The organism is Tardiphaga sp. 813_E8_N1_3, assembly GCF_051811025.1.
Taxonomy (GTDB): domain Bacteria; phylum Pseudomonadota; class Alphaproteobacteria; order Rhizobiales; family Xanthobacteraceae; genus Tardiphaga.
In genome coordinates this window covers 1,577,460-1,594,075 of the sequence record NZ_JBPWQE010000001.1, presented here as the reverse complement: position 1 = coordinate 1,594,075, position 16,616 = coordinate 1,577,460, and the positions used below count along the sequence as shown (strand labels likewise).

Genomic DNA, 16,616 nt, shown 5'->3' with positions numbered 1-16,616 from the left:
CCGTAATCGTGAGCAGCCCAGCCTCTACGACGAGTTTGAGAGCGTTGGCCATCATGCCCATCAATATGGACCCAACCGGGCTAAATTCAAATCAGGCCACCGTGAATTTCGGCCAGTACCAAAATTTGCGGTAATTCAAGGCGGGAAGTCAGCCCGCGACTGACGACGGACCACTTTGGACTTGACCCTGACCCGCCCTAACCGGCGGGTTTTTCTTTGCCGGGCTGCTTCGCGCGAAGTCCTGCCAAAATCTCGGACTCCCAGCGGCGATGGTGCTCTAACTGCACTAGCTGATCGCCAGAGGCGATTTATCTGACAGCCACGAACATACCGCGGCTGGAACTGCTCCGACCAGCCCAACCATCAGGACTGGCCATAACTCGTCTGATCCTCCCGACATGGAGAGCACAATCAAGACTGCAGCTAGTGCTGCCGTGACCGCCGTTCCCATAACTCGGAGTGGCTTTGCGGAAAGCGCCCAATCGACCCAAGCCAACAGCAAGGCCGGGATAATCGCGATCGCGTACGCCATCACCATCCAATCGAGAAGATTCTTAAACCCATCGGGCGCCGTGAACACGACCAACGCAAGAGGCGGAAAGAGAGCCAAGAATATCAGAAAGCGCTTCATCCACCTTGGTCTGTCTTCGAAGGGATTTCGTTCAACTGGCCTGTTTCCGACCGCAGTGGCCTAATTTGAAAACAGCAGCGGTCTGATTTGGATATATATTATCCATCGTAGCCTGTTTCACGAATTCGAACTGACCGAAGTCGCGCCATGCCCTTCTCTGCATTCCTGGCCCGAATTAAAAAACTCATTCTTATCGATGAGTCTGAACACTACGCTGCCATCGAGCGTGGCTTTCGGGACGGCTCGTTGCATCAGCCCGTCAACCCGATGTCGGATGCCGAGCTGGCCAAGGCCATAGCCGAGTTCACGAAGACGCAACCTTCGGCCGGAAGCATCAAAATCCTGGGCGGGCGCTTCAATCCAAAGAAGTAAGGCCGCCGATTTGGCTTTTGGCACAAAGTACACAGGACTTTCCCGGAGGCAGACTTATAGTGAGTTCCCCGAAACTGAGGGGCACGCCATGACAAAAGACCACGTTTATAGCGCGTTCGTCATCGCGATTGGCCTAATCCCCGTCGCGATAGTCGCAACCCTCGTGTTCACAAAGTAAGGCCGCCTCAGGCGGCCTCTTTCATTCGGTACTGGCCTGTTCCCGCTGCAATGGCCTAGTTCGAAAACGACAGCGGCCCGATTGGGACTCATCGAGCCACTTTTGAACCTTCCTGCGCGCTTCCCGCACAACAGGATGTCCGCATCGCTCATGCGTTCAATCCGACATGGGAAGGTCACACGCCGTGAAGACGATCGCGCTGCTCTCCGTCGCTGCCCTGTTGCTCGTCGAACTCAGCGGCGCGATGCCCAGGTCGAGCGTGGGCGGCCCGCTGACCATCATGCTGATCATGTTTATCGCCATGCTGGCGGTGGGAATTCACGAGGCCTGGACAAAGAAGCGCGGCCCGCTTGGATGGATCGCGAGCATTGTCGCTTCGGTCATCGGCGGCTTCGTGGCGGCGAGCTTGGTCGGCGTGGTCATGGACATGATAGGCCCGCACCTGCACCTGAACGGGTCGCTCGCGTCCACGCAACCTCCTCTGCTCTATATCTCGCTCGCAGGCATGGCGATCCTCACGGTGCTCGGATCATGGATCACGCTGCAGATCCCAGGCTGGTTCCTGAAGCGCAGCGAAGCCCCCCGTAGCGGTGCATGAGGCGGATCACCCTTCATTGAACCTTCGTGCAGCTTTCCTGCACAACAGGGTATGAAGTCAGCGAGTGAAATCCGATGAACAGAAATCAGCGCATCGTCGTGGTAACAGCACTCTGCGTGATCGCAACCGTGCTGGCATTTACATTTCTCGTGTGGTCACACGGGCACATATCCAACGCCGCAAAATTTGTCGTCTTCTATACGAACACCGATTCCCATTACCCCGGCCTCGTGAAATATTGGGGCATCTATATTCGGCACGGTCTTGCCGGGTACCTGCTCGGTCTGATTGCGCCCATCTGCCTTCTGGCGATCGCAGCATTCGTTGCCCTGGGCAGGCCTTCATCGACCGGTTTGGGAACGTTGCCAAGGTAAGGCCGCCTCGGGGCGCGGCCTCTTTTGATCAGTGCGGCGGTTTGAACGGGCCGGCCGCCCGGGTCACCCAAGGCAGGCAAGTCCGGTCACCGCAAGCGGCGGGCCGGCACACTCTGGACAGTTCCCTGCCACCACTTTAGAACGCTTCTAGCCAGGGAGCGTGGATGCCCAAGCCAAAGAAAACCGCCGCCGAACTTCAGAAGATCATTCGAGAAGCCGCCGCAATCGCCGGGCCATGGCCCAAGAACATGAGCGTGATCATCTATTCGCTGGATGACAGCTGGCGCGTCATCGTCAGTTACTCGGATCCGGCACAAACCCCTTTTCGCGACAGGTTGATGGAAATCTGCCGGGGTCTCGCCCATTTCTACGATCTGGACGAGCCAGCCTAGAGTCGCCCGGCGCCGCGCTCCGAGCCTGCCCATGTCACCTGTGCCTTATCCCGCGAGATGCGTTTCGCGCGTGGCGATCAGCTCGCGGATCGGTTGCGCGATCGGCACCGGGCGATGCGTCTTCTGATCGGTATTGACCCAGACGATCTCGCCCGTCGCAAACAGATCGTCGGCTGCGCGCGCGAAGATGCCGAGCTCGAACACCAGACTGGAATTGCCGATCCGCGCCACGCGCGCGGCGACGTCCAGCTCCTGATCGAACAGGATCGGCGCCTTGTATTCGATCACCGATTTGACGACGTGAAAGTCGACGCCGCTTGCCTTGGCATCGGCAAACTGGTCATAGCCGAGCGCACGAAAATATTCGGTGATGGTCGTGTCGAAGTAGGTGAGATAATGCGCGTTGAAGACCACGCCCTGGCCATCGATTTCGGAATAGCGCACCCGAAACGGGTGGAAGAACCAGAACCGGTCGCGCGACATATGCCCCTCGCCTATGACGGCGGCTTCGATCTCCGCCCTGATGCTCCCTAGCCTCTCTTGCGCAGCGAAGCCAGCCGCCGCGGGGAGACGTCATGCCGCGGTTTATGCGCGCCTGATGGCTTGCAGCACGATGAAGATGTGCGACGCCGCGATGATGACCGAGGCCAGCACCAGTCCGAGCTCCGCACCATGAACCTTCTCCGGCACGAATGTCGGCGCCGTCCATATGATCAGGCGCACCGCCAGCATGAAGATCACCATGCCCCACAGCGCGATGTGCTTCGGCGCATCCCATGTCGGCTTGCCGTCGAAGCCCCATTGCATCGCGATCCGCGCATGCGGGATGCGCGGCGCGAGATAGAGATTGCAGCCGATCATCACGACCAAGGCACATGCAAATACGAGGTCGGCTGCCAACATCATCTCTCCTTACAAGCGAACCGGCGGCGGCGCCTTGCGTCATGCCGAAGCGGAACGGACCCGTCATATAGCGACGGCGCCGGCCTTTCTTGATCGTCAACCCAGAGCTGCATCAGATTCCGAGATCGGAACCCTACGCGAAGCGGATCGTCGCCAAAAAAACCGTTTATTTGCCGCAAATTTTGCACATTTCTATCGACGCGCGGAACAAGTTGGTCTAGCGGTATCATCGTCTTACAGCAACCTCAGGTGCTGCAGGCCATATACGCGCGCGCCAGCTGTGGTCGTTTCCCGTGACTCGATTTTTCTTTCATATTATCGCCGAAAACACGTTCCTCGACGATGAAGGGACGAGCTTCAAGGACGATCAGGAAGCGATGCTGCACGCACGTCAGCTCGCCCTGGAGATGGTGCGCACCATCGGCACGATGAAGGGCGCGATCGTCGTCGAGAATGAAGACAGCGGCGGATTGTTCGAAGTGCCGCTGTCCTGGAGCAACTGACACAGGCGAATGTATCAGCGGCCGCGCGCGGGCTTCAGTCCATTTGCGCGCCCGGCGGCACGAGCCGCCGATGCCACGATCACCGCCTGATCAATTCGTAGCGCTGCCAGTCTTGGTGCGCGGCTGTTTCGCGGGCGCAGCCGCCTTCGGCGCATCGCTGCGCACGTTGCCCCAGGGGTCTGCGGAAGCCTTGGTGTCGGGAATCTTGCGCAGCGACTCGCGATACGCCTTCTCGGTGATCGCGTCCTGTTCCTTCTCCTCCGCCGACTTGCTCTTCACCTCCGGCATCAGATTCATCATCTGCGCGGCGGCCGGTCCGGTCAGAAGCGCGAGCGCTGCGACGACGCTGAATAACTTGAGGGATCGTTTCATGGCACCAAAGCTCCGTGAATTTCCGAGGCGTTATACCACTGGCCATTCGGGCACGCCAAGCGCCTGACGCAGGGCACCCCGTCGTGCCTCACGCAGGTTGAAACCTTCGGAAACCGGAAATCCGGGATGCCCGGGCGCTGACCCGGACCGGAGCCTAGTCGCCCAGCACTTTCTCCGCGGCCGTCACAATGCTGATGGTCGGGTGCGCTGCGCAATAGGTGCCGAACTTCTTGGCGTTCTCGACGAACACTTCGGTGTCGATGATCGCATCGTCCGAGTCGCCCTTGTACCAGCCGTCCATCCAGGTCAGCACCATCTTGATCTCGTCGGGGCCCGACTCGACGAATTGCTTGCAGGACATCGTGGACAGATCAAGCACGACAGCCTGGGCCGGCGCGGCAGAGAAGATGGCAGCAGCAGTCAATAACGCGGAGGCGAATTTCATCATGGTCCCCTTCCCCGAAAAATGACGCCGGCCGATGGCTCGCCCGAGCGTTCAACAGCCCAACGGTATCATGGAGCCAATTTCTTTGATCTGATGGTTTTATGAAATTTTCTGATCGTCCAGAACTTCACGAAGGATGAACGGCCGGGTCCGAATCTCTGCGATCGGCTTTATCGGCCGGCAAGATCGCGGTGCTAGACATGGCGCATCCAGACGATGCGGACGACGACCATGATCGAGAAACGAACGGCTCCACGACACCGGGTTCTGAAGCGCGGCACGCTGGCCTTTGGCGGCGGCGGTATCGATTGCACCGTCCGCAATCTCTCGGCCTCCGGCGCGCGTGTCGATATCGCAAGCCCGCTCGGCCTGCCGCAGAATTTCATGCTGGTGATCGAGGCGGATCAATTCATCCGCCGCTGCCGGCCGGTGTGGAACAACGACCGCCAGCTTGGCGTGGCGTTCGAGTAGGCGCGCCCGTCAGTAGCGCCCGCGGCCGCCATAGTTGCCGCCGCTGTAACCGCCATAGCCTCCGCCGCCGTAATAGACGCGCGGCACCGGCTCGTAATAGACCGGCGGCGCACGGCGGATGATGACCTCCTCCTCGACGATCTCGCGGCTGCGCCGCGGCGGTGACGACGGCTTGTCGGCGCGCTTCTTCGCAGGTTCGGTGGTTTTCTCGGCCTTCTTCGACGCAGGCGCTGCTGCGGGCGGCGTGCCGCACGGGCATGTCGGGCCCGGTCCGGCCAATGCGACATTGGTCGGCGTATTCGCCGCCGCGTCCGGCACCGGCTTGTTGCGCGTGCGCTCCTCGAGCTTCTGCGCGGTCGATGTCAGATCGCTGTCGGGATATTTCGCCAGGAAGTCGCGATAGGACGGCGCGGTATTGGTAATGACGGCATTATTCCACGCCACCATCTTGTAGTGACGGTCGAGCCATTCCTTCGCCTGCGGTCCCAGCGGCGGCTCGGCATAGAGGCCGACAAAGGCCTCATAGGCTTCCACCGAACCGTCCGAGACGATCAGGTTGTTGGCGTCCTGCACCGGCTTGCCCTGCAGCTCCTTGCGCCATTGATCGACGGTCTTCTTGGTCACCGCAGGCTTGGCGCCGGCATCCCCACCAAAGAAGCGGAAGTCATTGACCAGCGACGAGCTCTCCCACGGCGTCTGCCGGCCTTCAGTGGCCTGATTGACCGACAGCCGCACGCGCTTGAACGCATCCTCGATCGGCAGGCCCGGCTCGCGGCCGGCCTTCAGCAGCGCCGTGGTATAGGGGCTGTTGCCGTCCTTGCCGTCTTCGGCTTCGGCACCGGGCGACGTGGAGAATGACAGCAACGTGCCGGGCGAGCCGAATTTCACATCGACCTGGGCAAGGCCGCGGCCGGTGGTCTTGCTGATGGCCGGAAACGGATTGTTGCGGCAGGCATCGAGCAGGATGATGCGGCTCTTGCTCGGCACGGATGTCAGTGTGTTCAGGATGTCGTTGAGGCGCACCGCCTGCAGCGGAATATCGGCTTCGCGCTTCGGATCGATATCGACCGGCACCAGATAATTCTCGCCGTCGATCTGCAGACCGTGCCCGGCATAGAACACCAGCGCCACCGTGTCGGGGCCCTTGGCCGATACAGTCGCGGCGAAACTAGCGATCTTGCCGCGCAACTCGTTCTGCGACAGATCCGTCGCCGACTGCACCTCGAAGCCGGCATCGCCAAGCATCTGCGCCATGGCCTTGGCGTCATTGACGGGATTGGGGAGCGGCGCGATGGACCGGTAGGAGGACTGCCCGATCACCAGCGCCAGACGACTCTCCGCCCATGCGGTTTGCGAGCCGAGCATCACCGTGGCTGCAACGATCGCGTTGCGAATGACAGGACAAACCATCGAACACTCTCCCCGACCAGGCCGGTTTGCGCGACGGATAATTCCCCGCCTGATTCAAATGAAATCAGGATGGCCGTACGCCAACAATGCGACGGCCTGCCGCTGCCCAATTTGGTCGCTGTCAAAGCAAGCGCGGTTCACGGGAACCGCGCGCGGCATGTGCTGTTCGAAGACTACTTTTTCTTCGCGGTCGTTGCAGGCGCGGGAGCTGGCGCGACGCCGCCCCATGGATCATATTTTTCCTTGGGAGTCGGAACGCGCTCCAGGGCGGCCTTGTAGGCCTTTTCGTCAATCTTCGGCTTTTCGGGCGCTGGCGCATGATCGGCGCCGCCGCGCTTGCCGCCGCCCATCTGTGCGTTCGCCGGCGCAGCCAGAAGCGCTACTGCCGCGATCGCCAATACCAATGCTCTCATCATGGGTCCCTCCGGCGCCTTGATAGCCTGACGTATGGGCCATTTTCCAGCCCCAACATGGCGAGGCCGCGACCATCGACCGCAGGTCTGCCCACCCTCGAAACGCGCGAATACTCCGGCACCCGCCACCCCCGCCGGCCCATATCCGCTGAAAACACAGGCTTTTCAGCGACCGTTTGGTGAACGATCGGTTGCACATTCCCGTCAAATTTCGCGTTCGGAAAAACCGGATATTCGAATGTTTCTCCTAGTCTCCGCAGACAGCAATGGAGAAGCGGCCTGCGCCGCCTTCCTTGCGACGGGGATCGGGGACGTGGTCGACATTGCAAATCCAGCCGGCATGCATGGCAGCAGAGCGACGGGCGCCGGGATGACCGCGGCGAACCGCCCAGCGCCTGCGCCCGATGCACTTGCGCCGCTCGCGGCAATCGCGCCCGAGCCATGGCGTGCTCTCGCGCAGCAGGCCGTCGAGCCGAACGGCTATTATCTCGCCGATTGGGAACTGGCCGTAAATGCATCCGCGCGCGGCCGCACCGATGTCGCCGCGCTCAGCGCCTGGACAAGCGACGCTGGAACGCCCTGCTTGATCGGGCTGCTGCCGGTGATCACCGCGCGGCGCGCCTATCGCATTCCTCTGCCGGCACTGGTCAGCGCCGATCCCTATGGGACGCTCTCGACGCCGCTGCTCGATCGCGACATGGCGCCTGATGCTGTGACGCGCCTGCTGGAACAGGCCCGCAAGGCCGGCGCGCATGCGCTGATCCTCGAGAACGTCTCGCTCGACGGCGCCGCAATGCAGGCGATCCGCAAGTCGCTCGCCATGCAGGACCTGGCGCCGCGCATCCTGCAATCCCACGCCCGCGCCTGCCTCGATGCCACGCGCGATGCCGATGACCTGCTGCGCGATGCGCTCGGCGCGAAGAAGCTGAAAGAACTGCGCCGCCAGCGCAATCGTCTCGCCGAACATGGCGATGTGACATTCGAGATCGCGCGCACGCCGGCGGAAATCGCTGCGACCATCGACACGTTCCTGACGCTGGAAGCGAGCGGATGGAAGGGCAAACGCGGCACCGCCCTGATGCAGGATGCCGGCGACAGTGCCTTCATCCGCAGCGCCACCAGGGCGCTCGCCGAACACGGCCAATGCGAGATCGTCACGCTGCGCGCCGGCGAGACCCCGGTCGCCTCCGGTGTGCTGCTCAGGCATCTCGATCGTGCCTTCTATTTCAAGCTCGGCGTCGACGAGCGCTTCGCCAAACTGTCCCCCGGCGTGCAGCTCACGCTCGACGTGACGCGGCATCTCTGCGCCGATCCCGTGATTGCAAGCGCCGACTCCACGGCCAATGCCGGTCACCCGATGATCGACCCGATCTGGCGCGGCCGCCTTGCCATCGGCGACGTGCTGATCCCGCTGCGCAAGCACGACCCGCTCGTCGCGCTCATCCACGGCGCGCTGACCCTGCGTCGCTCTATCCGCGAGCCGCTGCGACGCGTGGCCCGCTCCATCCGCAACCGCCTCCGCTAGATATCAGGGGTTCAACCATGAACGCAGCTACTGACGTCGCGCCGGTGATCTCGGCCGCCAATCAATCGCTCAAGAACGATTTTCCGTTGAAGCCGTTCGCCATCAGGCACAAGCTCGCCGGACATCCGCTGCTGACGCTGCCGCGCATCGCGCAGCTCGCATCCGAACTACCCCGCGATCTCATCGAATATAATTCGGGCAAGGTCGCGATCAGCCAGGACCCCGACGCGATCCCGTCGGTAGATCTCGATCCCGTTGAGGTGGTCAATCGTATCGAGACTGCCGGTGCCTGGATGGTGCTGAAGCGGATCGAGAACTCGCCCGAATATCGCCAGTTGCTCGAAGACACGTTGCTGTCAGTGGCCCGCGCCCGCGGCTTCAACAGCCTGCTCGATGCCGGCTTCGAACAGCTCGAAGGCTTCCTGTTCGTCTCCTCGCCGAATTCGACCACGCCGTTCCATCTCGACAGCGAAGACAATTTCTTCGTCCAGATCCACGGCGAGAAGTTCTTCACGATCTACGACAACAACGACCGCGCCATCGTCTCCGACGACGAGATTGAGCGCTCGATGACCAAGCACCGCAATCTCAAATTCGATGACAGTTTCGCACCGCGCGCGGTCGAGTTTCACATGTTCGATGGCGACGGTTGCTACGTGCCCTATCAGTGGCCGCACTGGGTGCGCACCGCCGGCTCGTTCTCGATCTCGATGGCGATCACCTGGAAGACCAAGGAAGTGCGCCGTGTCAACGACCTGCACTTCTTCAACTCGATGCTGCGCGGCATCGGCTTCCCGCAGAAGCCACCGGGGCAGCAGCCGGTGCTGGATATGCTGAAGCTGGCCTTCTACCGGACCGTCACCACGGCGATCAAGCCGCTGCGCTCGTCACTAGCGATGCGCAAACTGCTGCGCCGCATCGCACTCGGCAAGAAGGCGAATTACTATCTGAAGGGCGCGTAAAGCGCCCTATTCCGCCGCCTCTGCGTTCACTTCCGCCGACACCTGACGGATCGCGCGCGCAAGCTTCTCCGCATCCTGCGCACCGGACACCGCATATTTGCCGGCGAAGACGAAAGTCGGCACGCCGGAAATGCCCTTGTCGGCGGCTTCCTTGGCGTTGCCGGAAATCAGTTCGACATCCTCGTCGGTGGCGAGGCGCTTGCGGATCTCATCCGCATCAAGCCCGACGTCGGCCGCGGCCTTCACCAGCGTCTCGCTCTGGGTGAGATCGCCACCATCGCGGAAATACAACTCCATCAGACGCTGCTTGACCTCGGCCGACTTGCCGGAGGCTTCGGCCCAATGGATCAGCCGGTGGCAATCGATGGTGTTCGGCTGGCGCTTCACGCTGTCCGGGCGATAGGTCAACCCTTCCTGCTCGGCAGCATCCACAACGCGGCCCGCAATGCCTTTATAGGCTTCCACCGATCCGAATTTCGTTTCCAGATAGGTCGAGCGATCGATGCCCTCGCGCGGGATCCACGGATTGAGGAAGAACGGCCGCCAATTGACATGCACCGGCACGTCGGAAGCCAGCGCCAGCGCATTCTCGATGCGGCGCTTGCCGATATAGCACCACGGGCACACGACGTCGGAGACGATATCGATCTGAAGCGACTTGACGGTGCTCATGGGCGGGCTCCCTGTATTTGTTCCGCCCACAAATAGGCGTCATGGACATCACGGACAAGGCCGTTAGTTCCCGTTTGAAGCGATCTCCCGGAGCCTGGTCGCCGTAAGGTCATCCGCCGGAAAGAACGTCTCGATGGCGATTTCCGACAGGGTGATATCCAGCGGCGTACCGAAGGTCATGGTCGTCGACATGAAGCTCAGCACATCGTCGCCCAGCCTCATTCGGAACGGCACGACGACGCTGTCAGCCGCGATCGACGCCGACCGCGCCGGGACGGGATAGGTCTTCAATTCCTGATACAGCTTGAGCAGCTCCGGATCGGCCGTCGCCTCGCATTGCCGGTGCAGACGCTCCAGCAGATGCGCGCACCATTCGCCGAGATTGACGGTGCGTGATGCCAGCCCCTGCGGATGAAAGCTCAGCCTGAGCACGTTGAGCGGCGGCGCCAGCAATTCAGGTGGGATGCCTGACAGCAGCGGCATCACCATTCGGTTGGCGGACACCAGATTCCAGTGCCGATCGACCGCCAGCGCCGGATTGGGCTCATGCGCCTTCAGCACGAGGTCGATGGCCTGACGCGCCGAGGTCAGCGCCGGATCGTCCAGCGCCCGCTGCGGAAAGGCCGGTGCGAAGCCTGCGGCCACCAGCAAGACATTGCGCTCGCGCAGCGGCACGTCGAGCCGCTCGGCCAGCCGCAACACCATCTCGCGCGAGGGCGAGGCGCGGCCGGTCTCGAGGAAACTCAGATGACGCGTGGAAATCTCGGCATCGCCGGCCAGATCGAGCTGGCTCAGGCGGCGGCGTTGCCGCCATTCGCGCAAATGATGGCCGATCCCGGCGGGCCGGGATGTTGCGGAGGACGCTGCTAGCTGTGTGCTCATGGCAAAAAGCTAACACGCGAATTTCGCAGCTTCCATGACCTCACAGGTAATCGATTTGGCTTCGCGGCGCCGTCATGGTCGGGACATTCCCAACGACCAACCGAAGGATGACGACCATGATCAATCCCTCTCTCCTGCTCCGCCGCGCCATCCAGATCGACGCCGTCGTCAGCGGCGCCATGGCGCTGCTGCTGACCTTTGCCGCGGCCATGCTGGCGCCGCTGCTGCATCTGCCTGAAGCACTGCTGCTGGAATCCGGCCTGTTTCTGATCGCCTATGCGGCGCTGGTCGGCTGGCTCGGCACCCGCGTGAGCATGTCGAAGCTGCTGGTGCTAGTCATCATCATCGGCAATGCGCTGTGGACGCTGGGCAGCATCGGCCTGCTGTTCTCGGGCGCGGTGACGCCGAACCTGCTTGGCCAGATCTTCGTGGCCGCGCAGGCGATCGCAGTCGGTGTGTTCGCGGAGCTGCAATATATCGGGCTGCGCCGGAACGCAGCGGCACAGGCGGCTTAAGCCCCCTTGCTCTTGGTCTTGCCGGTCTTCGCCTTGCTGGCCTTGGTCGCCGCGGAGGTCTTCTTTTTTGCGGCGGCCTTGGTCGTTTCGGCTTTGCCCGAAGCAGCCTTGCCGGAAGACTTGGCCTTCTTGGCCTTGGCTTTCGCCCTCTTGGCCTTCGCCTTTTCTTCCTTCTTCAGCGCCTTGCGCTCGGCCTTCTCCTTGGCCTTCAGCTTCTCGGCACGTGCCTCGGCGCGCTTCTTCTTGCGCTTCTTCTCGCAGGAATCGCACTTGCAGCCGATTGGCTTCAGGTATTCCTTGAAATACTCCGTGCCGTAATCGTAGTTGATCTCTTCGCCCGGCTCGATCTTCTTGATCGAGCGGATGACGATCTTCTTCTTTGTTGCGTTGACGTCGGACTCGGCGTTCGGCTTGCAGGCGTGGTTGATATAGCGCGCGACGTTCTTGCGGATCGAGCCGTCGACGGTCCAGCGCTTGCTGATCTGGAACAGGTACTTGTTCTCGATCGCGTCGTGCTTCTCGTTCTTCGAATCCAGCAAAGGCCCGAAGTATTGGACGATCTTGACGCCCTTCTTGATCGGCTGGGTGGCGAAAAGACCGAGACCGGTTTTGGAACGGCCGATGCGATATGGCTTGGCGGAAGTCGAGGCGGGCATGGGATGAGGAACTGACGCTGCTGGAGACAAAATGAAGGCTGACCAAGCTGTCTAGCGCGATTCAACCAGCCCTGTCAGCCGCTTCCGTTGAACCTTCCCCAGCTTGTGAACGTCAAAGCGTCGTCACCTATTTGTCCGGATGCCTTCGCATGCAACGATTTCCCGCTTTCGCCGCCGCTCTGGCAGCCATCATCTCCGCCACATCCCTTGCGGCGGCCAGCGACATCACGAGCATATACAGCTCCACGGCGGCGAAGGATTGCCGCAAGATGCCCGTCGCAGCCGGCGAAGTCGATGCCGATGACAGCGCCCAGTGGACCTGCCGCGGGCCTGCCGGCCTCGTTGTCGTGAAGACCGAAGGCGATTTGCGCGAAACCATCACCGTCGGGCGCACGGTCAAGGCCGCCGAGGACGAACCAGCCGCGTCACAAGGCTTTGCCGCCTTCAATTCAACCACCGACACGATCGAATGGCGTCTCAGCGGCGGCAAGCCATTTGCGATGATCCAGCGCTGGCATGTGGCCATCGGCGATGGCAGCCAGTCCAAGGGAGCGCCGAAAACCAGACAGGTACTGGTCGTGACACGGCTGCCGCCCGGCGCGGTGTGTCATGTCGCCCATATCGATGTATCAGCCAATCCGGATGCCAACGAGGTCGCGCGCAAGGCCGCCGACAAGCTGGCGCGCGGCTTCGATTGCAGCAAGGGCAAGGTCAGCGTGGCCGGCATCGGCGACCGCGCCACGGCGCTGGCGATGGCATCGCGCTAGGCGGTCTTGTTGATTTTGCGATAGCGCTACCGCATCGGCTGGCCCTAGGCGAAGAGTTTCGCTATTTCGGCGCTTCCATCGCCTTGGCGACAGTAATCTTCAGCATCTCGACGAACAGCTTCTCTGCGTCGGTGCCATCAGGCAAGCGGCGTAGGATGTCGGTGAGGCGGCCATCGAGGGTCAGCATGGTGAAACCATGCACCAGCGACCACGTGCGCGCGATCTGCGCGGCCTGCTCGATGGTCAGCGCATCGGTGGCGACATTGCCCGGATGGTTCGCACCGACCACGCTGGCAAGACCGGCGAACGATGCATTGGCTGCCTCGCGCAGATTCGGCCGGCTCATGTCGAGCCGCTCGGTACGAAACATCAGCTGATACATGCCAGGCTGCGCACGTGCATAAGCGAGATAGGCCTTGGCGCGGGCGAGCGCGCTTTCGAGCGGCGTCGTGCCGCTCGCACCAGCCGCAGTCATTGTAGCGTTGAAGTTGCGAAAGCCGATGGCGGCGAGTTCGCTGACAAGGCCGGTGAGATCGCCGAAGTGATGCGTCGGAGCCGCATGAGAGACGCCGGCTTCGCGGGCGACGGCGCGCAACGTCAGGCCAGATAGTCCATCGCGCTCCAACACGACTTCCGCGGCTTTCAGCAGCGCACCGTGCAAGTCCCCGTGATGATAGGGAGATTCGGCGCCGGCGGCTTTTTTGACCGCGGCCTTTGCTTGCGAATTTCCTGCGGTCTTCTTGCGGCGGTCTTGCGGCACGGCGCGCGGCTTCGCAGTCTTGGTCTGCTTCATCATGGTCATGTTATAGGTCGCCATTTTTACACTGTAAAGATTTTGCTTGACGGGCCAACCACCCGCATCTAGCAATCTAGACAACGTAAAGATAACGGCATAGGAGACGACGATGGCGCTGCTGGACCCGATCGAGGCTGCTCATGACAATCTTGCGCCGATCCCGATGGAGTGCGACGCGCCGTTCCTGACAGTCGTCGGCGAATTGCCACGTGAGCTCAACGGCACGCTCTATCGCAACGGCCCCAATCCGCAATTTGAAACCAAAGGCTCGCACTGGTTTGTCGGCGACGGCATGCTGCACGCCTTCCACATCGAGAACGGCCGCGCGAGCTATCGCAATCGTTGGATCCGTACGCCGAAATTTCTCGCCGAGCACGATGCCGGCCGCGCGCTCTATCGCGGCTTCGGGCAGCAAATATCGGACGCCCCTGCTTCGCTTGGCAATGACTCAGGCGCGGCCAATACCAACATCGTCTTTCACGCTGGCCGCCTCCTCGCGCTCGAGGAAGGACATCCTCCGACCGAAATCGAACCGGGCACGCTGAAGACACTCGGCTATCAGAACTATCGCGGCCGCATCGGCGGGCCGTTTACCGCGCATCCGAAGATCGATCCCATCACCGGCGAAATGACCTTCTTCGGCTATAATGCCCGAGGAATCTTCAGTCCAACGATCTCGTTCGGTTCGATCGATTCATCGGGCATCGTGACGCGTTTCGAACGTTTCGATGCGCCCTATGCCAGCATGGTGCATGACTTCATCGTCACGGAGAACCATCTGCTGTTTCCGATCCTGCCCATCACCGGCAGCATGGATCGCGCGCGATCAGGCCGCCCGCCCTATGCCTGGGAGCCGGACAAAGGTTCTTACGTCGGCGTGATGAAGCGCGACGGCAGTGCAGATGATATCAAGTGGTTTCGCGCCGAAGCCTGTTACGTCTTCCATGTGATGAATGCGTGGGACGACGGCGACCGCATCATCGCCGACGTCATGCAATCCGAGGAAGCGCCGCTGTTCACGCATCCGGATGGTTCGCCGACCGATCCCGCGAAATCCAACGCACGACTTTGTCGCTGGACCTTCGATCTGTCGGCCAATACCGATCGCTTCACGCGCACCTATCTCGACGACATCACCGGCGAATTCCCGCGTATCGATGAGCGCCGCTCCGGCCTCCTCAGCACGCAAGGCTGGTACGCCTGCGATAATCCGGCACCGGGCGCCAGCAAGGCCTTTTCCGGGATCACCCATGTCTGGCGCGACGGCGTCAGGCTCGGCCAATACATGCTGCCACTCGGCGACAGCATCTCCGAACCCGTCTTCGTCGCGCGCGGCAAGGATGCAGCCGAAGGCGACGGCTGGCTGCTCGCGGTGGTGTGGCGCGCCCGACAGAACCGCAGCGATCTGGCAGTGTTCAATGCCACCGATGTCGCCGCGGGACCGATCGCGCTCGTCCAGCTCGGTCACCGGGTACCGGCAGGCTTTCACGGCAACTGGGTGGATGCCTCGTAAGGATCTGTTTTAAATACACTAAACCGTCAGTTCCTCACAATTTTGACAGTGTAAAGATTTTTGTTGACGAGCCCGTAGGCAACGCCTAGAAGAAATCTTGACAACGTAAAGATTTAGCGGGTGGAAAACAGCGTGGCGTCCTTTCTGATGATCGGCCCGGCCGTCACCGCTTCCTGAAGCACAACGACAAAAGTTCTCTCTCGACAACAACCGCGCGGAACCACGCCATGATCAACGTCCTCGCCAAGCTGGCCATCGGCTTCCTTTCCACCATCGCCTTCTTCACGACTTTTGCGATCGCAGGAGACGTGCTGATCGCGACTGCCGTCGCCATTGCAGGTGCTGCGACACAGTTCGTTCTCGCACGAACCGCATATCGCAGGCCGGACATGATGACCCGGACAGCAAGCTGGGGCAGCCTGGCCCTCGTGCTGGTCGTGACCGGGACCACGCTCGTCGGCATCGAACCATCCGGCGCGGCCGCCTCGGCTTCTCATGACGTTTTCACGCCGGTCGGCAATGTCTGCCCGCTCACACAACAAGACATATGATCGCAGGATGATGCGCAACGACACAGCGGCTTCATAAGCGAACCCGCAACGCACCTTCACAACGTCAAGATAGCCCGAACTGGAAACGCCATGGCTTCCTTTCTCATCATCGCCCCGTTCGGTGCTTTCGCCATCCTGATGATGGTGTCATCGGTCGCGATCAGCCTGTTCGCCGCAGCGGCGCTGTCGCTCGGCATCGTGGTCTGGGACGTGGTCCGCGGCGGCTCGCTGAAGATGCTCGCGGCAGGCTCGGTGCTGATCTTCAGCGCGCTCGGCTGCTACATCACGCTGGTCGACGGCAACTGGAGCGCGGTGGCCGTGCGCCTCGCCGTCGATGTTGGCCTGCTCTCAATCGTGCTGCTGTCGCTGGCGATCCGCCTGCCCTTCACGCTGCAATATGCCCGCGAGGTGGTGGATGCCGAAACCTTGAAGCTACCCGGCTTCATGAAGGCGAACTACATCCTCACCTGGGCCTGGGCCGGCGCCTTCGTGCTGATGCTGGTGGCGGACATGCTGATCATCTACATGCCCTCTCTGCCGCTGTGGATCGGCTTTGCGGTGGCTTTTGCCGCCCGCAATTCCGCGGTTGCCTTCACCAAATGGTATCCGCAATATCGCCGCGCAAAATACGGCGCTGCGAAGCCGGCAGAACCGCTGAAGCCCTGATCCACTTCGCCTGCACATCGACGCCTGACCATTTCGACTGCATTGGGAG

General features: G+C 61.5%; 24 protein-coding genes. 13 read left to right on the top strand and 11 right to left on the bottom strand.

Annotated features, from left to right (window positions below; all coding sequences use genetic code 11):
- Window positions 1-286 precede the first annotated feature (286 nt).
- On the bottom strand, window positions 287-631 hold the full coding sequence (locus tag AB8A33_RS07470; protein WP_439092174.1) for a hypothetical protein: 345 nt from the start codon (window positions 629-631) through the stop codon (window positions 287-289).
- Between the two features lie 147 nt (window positions 632-778).
- On the opposite strand from AB8A33_RS07470, the gene AB8A33_RS07465 reads away from it, so the two are divergent.
- The 4 genes from AB8A33_RS07465 (at window position 779) to AB8A33_RS07450 (ending at window position 2,545) form a co-directional block, all read left to right on the top strand.
- A complete protein-coding gene (locus AB8A33_RS07465) occupies window positions 779-1,003 on the top strand; it encodes a hypothetical protein (RefSeq protein WP_439092173.1) in 225 nt (74 codons plus the stop codon).
- A 362-nt stretch (window positions 1,004-1,365) separates the two neighbouring features.
- On the top strand, window positions 1,366-1,779 hold the full coding sequence (locus AB8A33_RS07460; protein ID WP_439092172.1) for a hypothetical protein: 414 nt from the start codon (window positions 1,366-1,368) through the stop codon (window positions 1,777-1,779).
- Between the two features lie 74 nt (window positions 1,780-1,853).
- Entirely contained in the window at window positions 1,854-2,153 is a 300-nt protein-coding gene (locus AB8A33_RS07455; protein ID WP_439092171.1) for a hypothetical protein, read from the top strand.
- Between the two features lie 164 nt (window positions 2,154-2,317).
- Window positions 2,318-2,545 carry a hypothetical protein gene (locus tag AB8A33_RS07450; protein ID WP_068735728.1) on the top strand — a complete coding sequence of 76 codons (228 nt, stop codon included), beginning with the start codon at window positions 2,318-2,320 and terminating at the stop codon, window positions 2,543-2,545.
- A 45-nt stretch (window positions 2,546-2,590) separates the two neighbouring features.
- Here AB8A33_RS07450 and AB8A33_RS07445 read toward each other — a convergent pair whose 3' ends face one another.
- A complete protein-coding gene (locus tag AB8A33_RS07445) occupies window positions 2,591-3,028 on the bottom strand; it encodes an acyl-CoA thioesterase (RefSeq protein WP_439092170.1) in 438 nt (145 codons plus the stop codon).
- 102 nt (window positions 3,029-3,130) lie between these two features.
- A complete protein-coding gene (locus AB8A33_RS07440) occupies window positions 3,131-3,448 on the bottom strand; it encodes a hypothetical protein (protein WP_439092169.1) in 318 nt (105 codons plus the stop codon).
- Window positions 3,449-3,741: 293 nt separating this feature from the next.
- Between AB8A33_RS07440 and AB8A33_RS07435 the strand changes: the two genes are divergently transcribed.
- On the top strand, window positions 3,742-3,951 hold the full coding sequence (locus tag AB8A33_RS07435) for a DUF6894 family protein (RefSeq protein WP_439092168.1): 210 nt from the start codon (window positions 3,742-3,744) through the stop codon (window positions 3,949-3,951).
- A gap of 90 nt (window positions 3,952-4,041) precedes the next feature.
- Here AB8A33_RS07435 and AB8A33_RS07430 read toward each other — a convergent pair whose 3' ends face one another.
- A complete protein-coding gene (locus AB8A33_RS07430; RefSeq protein ID WP_439092167.1) occupies window positions 4,042-4,323 on the bottom strand; it encodes a hypothetical protein in 282 nt (93 codons plus the stop codon).
- A gap of 154 nt (window positions 4,324-4,477) precedes the next feature.
- Window positions 4,478-4,768, bottom strand: coding sequence for an HdeA/HdeB family chaperone (locus AB8A33_RS07425; protein ID WP_439095878.1), 291 nt, complete (start codon window positions 4,766-4,768; stop codon window positions 4,478-4,480).
- Window positions 4,769-4,999: 231 nt separating this feature from the next.
- Here AB8A33_RS07425 and AB8A33_RS07420 point away from each other — a divergent pair, with 231 nt between their 5' ends.
- Window positions 5,000-5,239, top strand: coding sequence for a PilZ domain-containing protein (locus AB8A33_RS07420; protein WP_439092166.1), 240 nt, complete (start codon window positions 5,000-5,002; stop codon window positions 5,237-5,239).
- A 9-nt stretch (window positions 5,240-5,248) separates the two neighbouring features.
- Here the strand turns inward: AB8A33_RS07420 and AB8A33_RS07415 are convergent, their stop codons facing one another.
- Both AB8A33_RS07415 and AB8A33_RS07410 read right to left on the bottom strand, forming a co-directional pair.
- Window positions 5,249-6,649: a caspase family protein gene (locus AB8A33_RS07415; protein ID WP_439092165.1), complete on the bottom strand. Its 1,401-nt coding sequence runs from the start codon at window positions 6,647-6,649 to the stop codon at window positions 5,249-5,251.
- Window positions 6,650-6,822: 173 nt separating this feature from the next.
- On the bottom strand, window positions 6,823-7,062 hold the full coding sequence (locus AB8A33_RS07410; RefSeq protein WP_439095877.1) for a hypothetical protein: 240 nt from the start codon (window positions 7,060-7,062) through the stop codon (window positions 6,823-6,825).
- 313 nt (window positions 7,063-7,375) lie between these two features.
- Between AB8A33_RS07410 and AB8A33_RS07405 the strand changes: the two genes are divergently transcribed.
- Both AB8A33_RS07405 and AB8A33_RS07400 read left to right on the top strand, forming a co-directional pair.
- Window positions 7,376-8,587: a GNAT family N-acetyltransferase gene (locus AB8A33_RS07405; protein WP_439095876.1), complete on the top strand. Its 1,212-nt coding sequence runs from the start codon at window positions 7,376-7,378 to the stop codon at window positions 8,585-8,587.
- A 17-nt stretch (window positions 8,588-8,604) separates the two neighbouring features.
- Window positions 8,605-9,549 carry a JmjC domain-containing protein gene (locus tag AB8A33_RS07400; protein ID WP_439092164.1) on the top strand — a complete coding sequence of 315 codons (945 nt, stop codon included), beginning with the start codon at window positions 8,605-8,607 and terminating at the stop codon, window positions 9,547-9,549.
- A gap of 6 nt (window positions 9,550-9,555) precedes the next feature.
- Here the strand turns inward: AB8A33_RS07400 and AB8A33_RS07395 are convergent, their stop codons facing one another.
- Together AB8A33_RS07395 and AB8A33_RS07390 are read right to left on the bottom strand one after the other, a co-directional pair.
- On the bottom strand, window positions 9,556-10,221 hold the full coding sequence (locus tag AB8A33_RS07395; protein ID WP_439092163.1) for a DsbA family oxidoreductase: 666 nt from the start codon (window positions 10,219-10,221) through the stop codon (window positions 9,556-9,558).
- A gap of 63 nt (window positions 10,222-10,284) precedes the next feature.
- Window positions 10,285-11,103: a helix-turn-helix domain-containing protein gene (locus AB8A33_RS07390; RefSeq protein ID WP_439092162.1), complete on the bottom strand. Its 819-nt coding sequence runs from the start codon at window positions 11,101-11,103 to the stop codon at window positions 10,285-10,287.
- Between the two features lie 116 nt (window positions 11,104-11,219).
- Between AB8A33_RS07390 and AB8A33_RS07385 the strand changes: the two genes are divergently transcribed.
- On the top strand, window positions 11,220-11,618 hold the full coding sequence (locus AB8A33_RS07385; protein WP_439092161.1) for a hypothetical protein: 399 nt from the start codon (window positions 11,220-11,222) through the stop codon (window positions 11,616-11,618).
- Here AB8A33_RS07385 and AB8A33_RS07380 read toward each other — a convergent pair.
- Window positions 11,615-12,274, bottom strand: a complete 660-nt coding sequence (locus AB8A33_RS07380) for an SET domain-containing protein (RefSeq protein WP_439092160.1) — start codon at window positions 12,272-12,274, stop codon at window positions 11,615-11,617. The two genes, AB8A33_RS07385 and AB8A33_RS07380, sit on opposite strands and share 4 nt — an antisense overlap.
- A gap of 149 nt (window positions 12,275-12,423) precedes the next feature.
- Between AB8A33_RS07380 and AB8A33_RS07375 the strand changes: the two genes are divergently transcribed.
- Window positions 12,424-13,041 (top strand): hypothetical protein, encoded by a 618-nt coding sequence (locus AB8A33_RS07375; protein WP_439092159.1) that lies wholly within the window; start codon window positions 12,424-12,426, stop codon window positions 13,039-13,041.
- 61 nt (window positions 13,042-13,102) lie between these two features.
- Here the strand turns inward: AB8A33_RS07375 and AB8A33_RS07370 are convergent, their stop codons facing one another.
- Complete coding sequence (locus AB8A33_RS07370; RefSeq protein ID WP_439092158.1) at window positions 13,103-13,843, bottom strand: TetR/AcrR family transcriptional regulator; 741 nt, start codon at window positions 13,841-13,843, stop codon at window positions 13,103-13,105.
- A gap of 103 nt (window positions 13,844-13,946) precedes the next feature.
- On the opposite strand from AB8A33_RS07370, the gene AB8A33_RS07365 reads away from it, so the two are divergent.
- The 3 genes from AB8A33_RS07365 (at window position 13,947) to AB8A33_RS07355 (ending at window position 16,567) form a co-directional block, all read left to right on the top strand.
- Window positions 13,947-15,350 (top strand): carotenoid oxygenase family protein, encoded by a 1,404-nt coding sequence (locus AB8A33_RS07365; RefSeq protein WP_439092157.1) that lies wholly within the window; start codon window positions 13,947-13,949, stop codon window positions 15,348-15,350.
- Window positions 15,351-15,577: 227 nt separating this feature from the next.
- The gene (locus AB8A33_RS07360; RefSeq protein ID WP_439092156.1) at window positions 15,578-15,901 is read left to right on the top strand and encodes a hypothetical protein; all 324 of its coding nucleotides are present in this window, start codon (window positions 15,578-15,580) and stop codon (window positions 15,899-15,901) included.
- Window positions 15,902-15,991: 90 nt separating this feature from the next.
- Window positions 15,992-16,567, top strand: a complete 576-nt coding sequence (locus AB8A33_RS07355) for a hypothetical protein (protein WP_439092155.1) — start codon at window positions 15,992-15,994, stop codon at window positions 16,565-16,567.
- The last annotated feature ends 49 nt before the right edge of the window (window positions 16,568-16,616 follow it).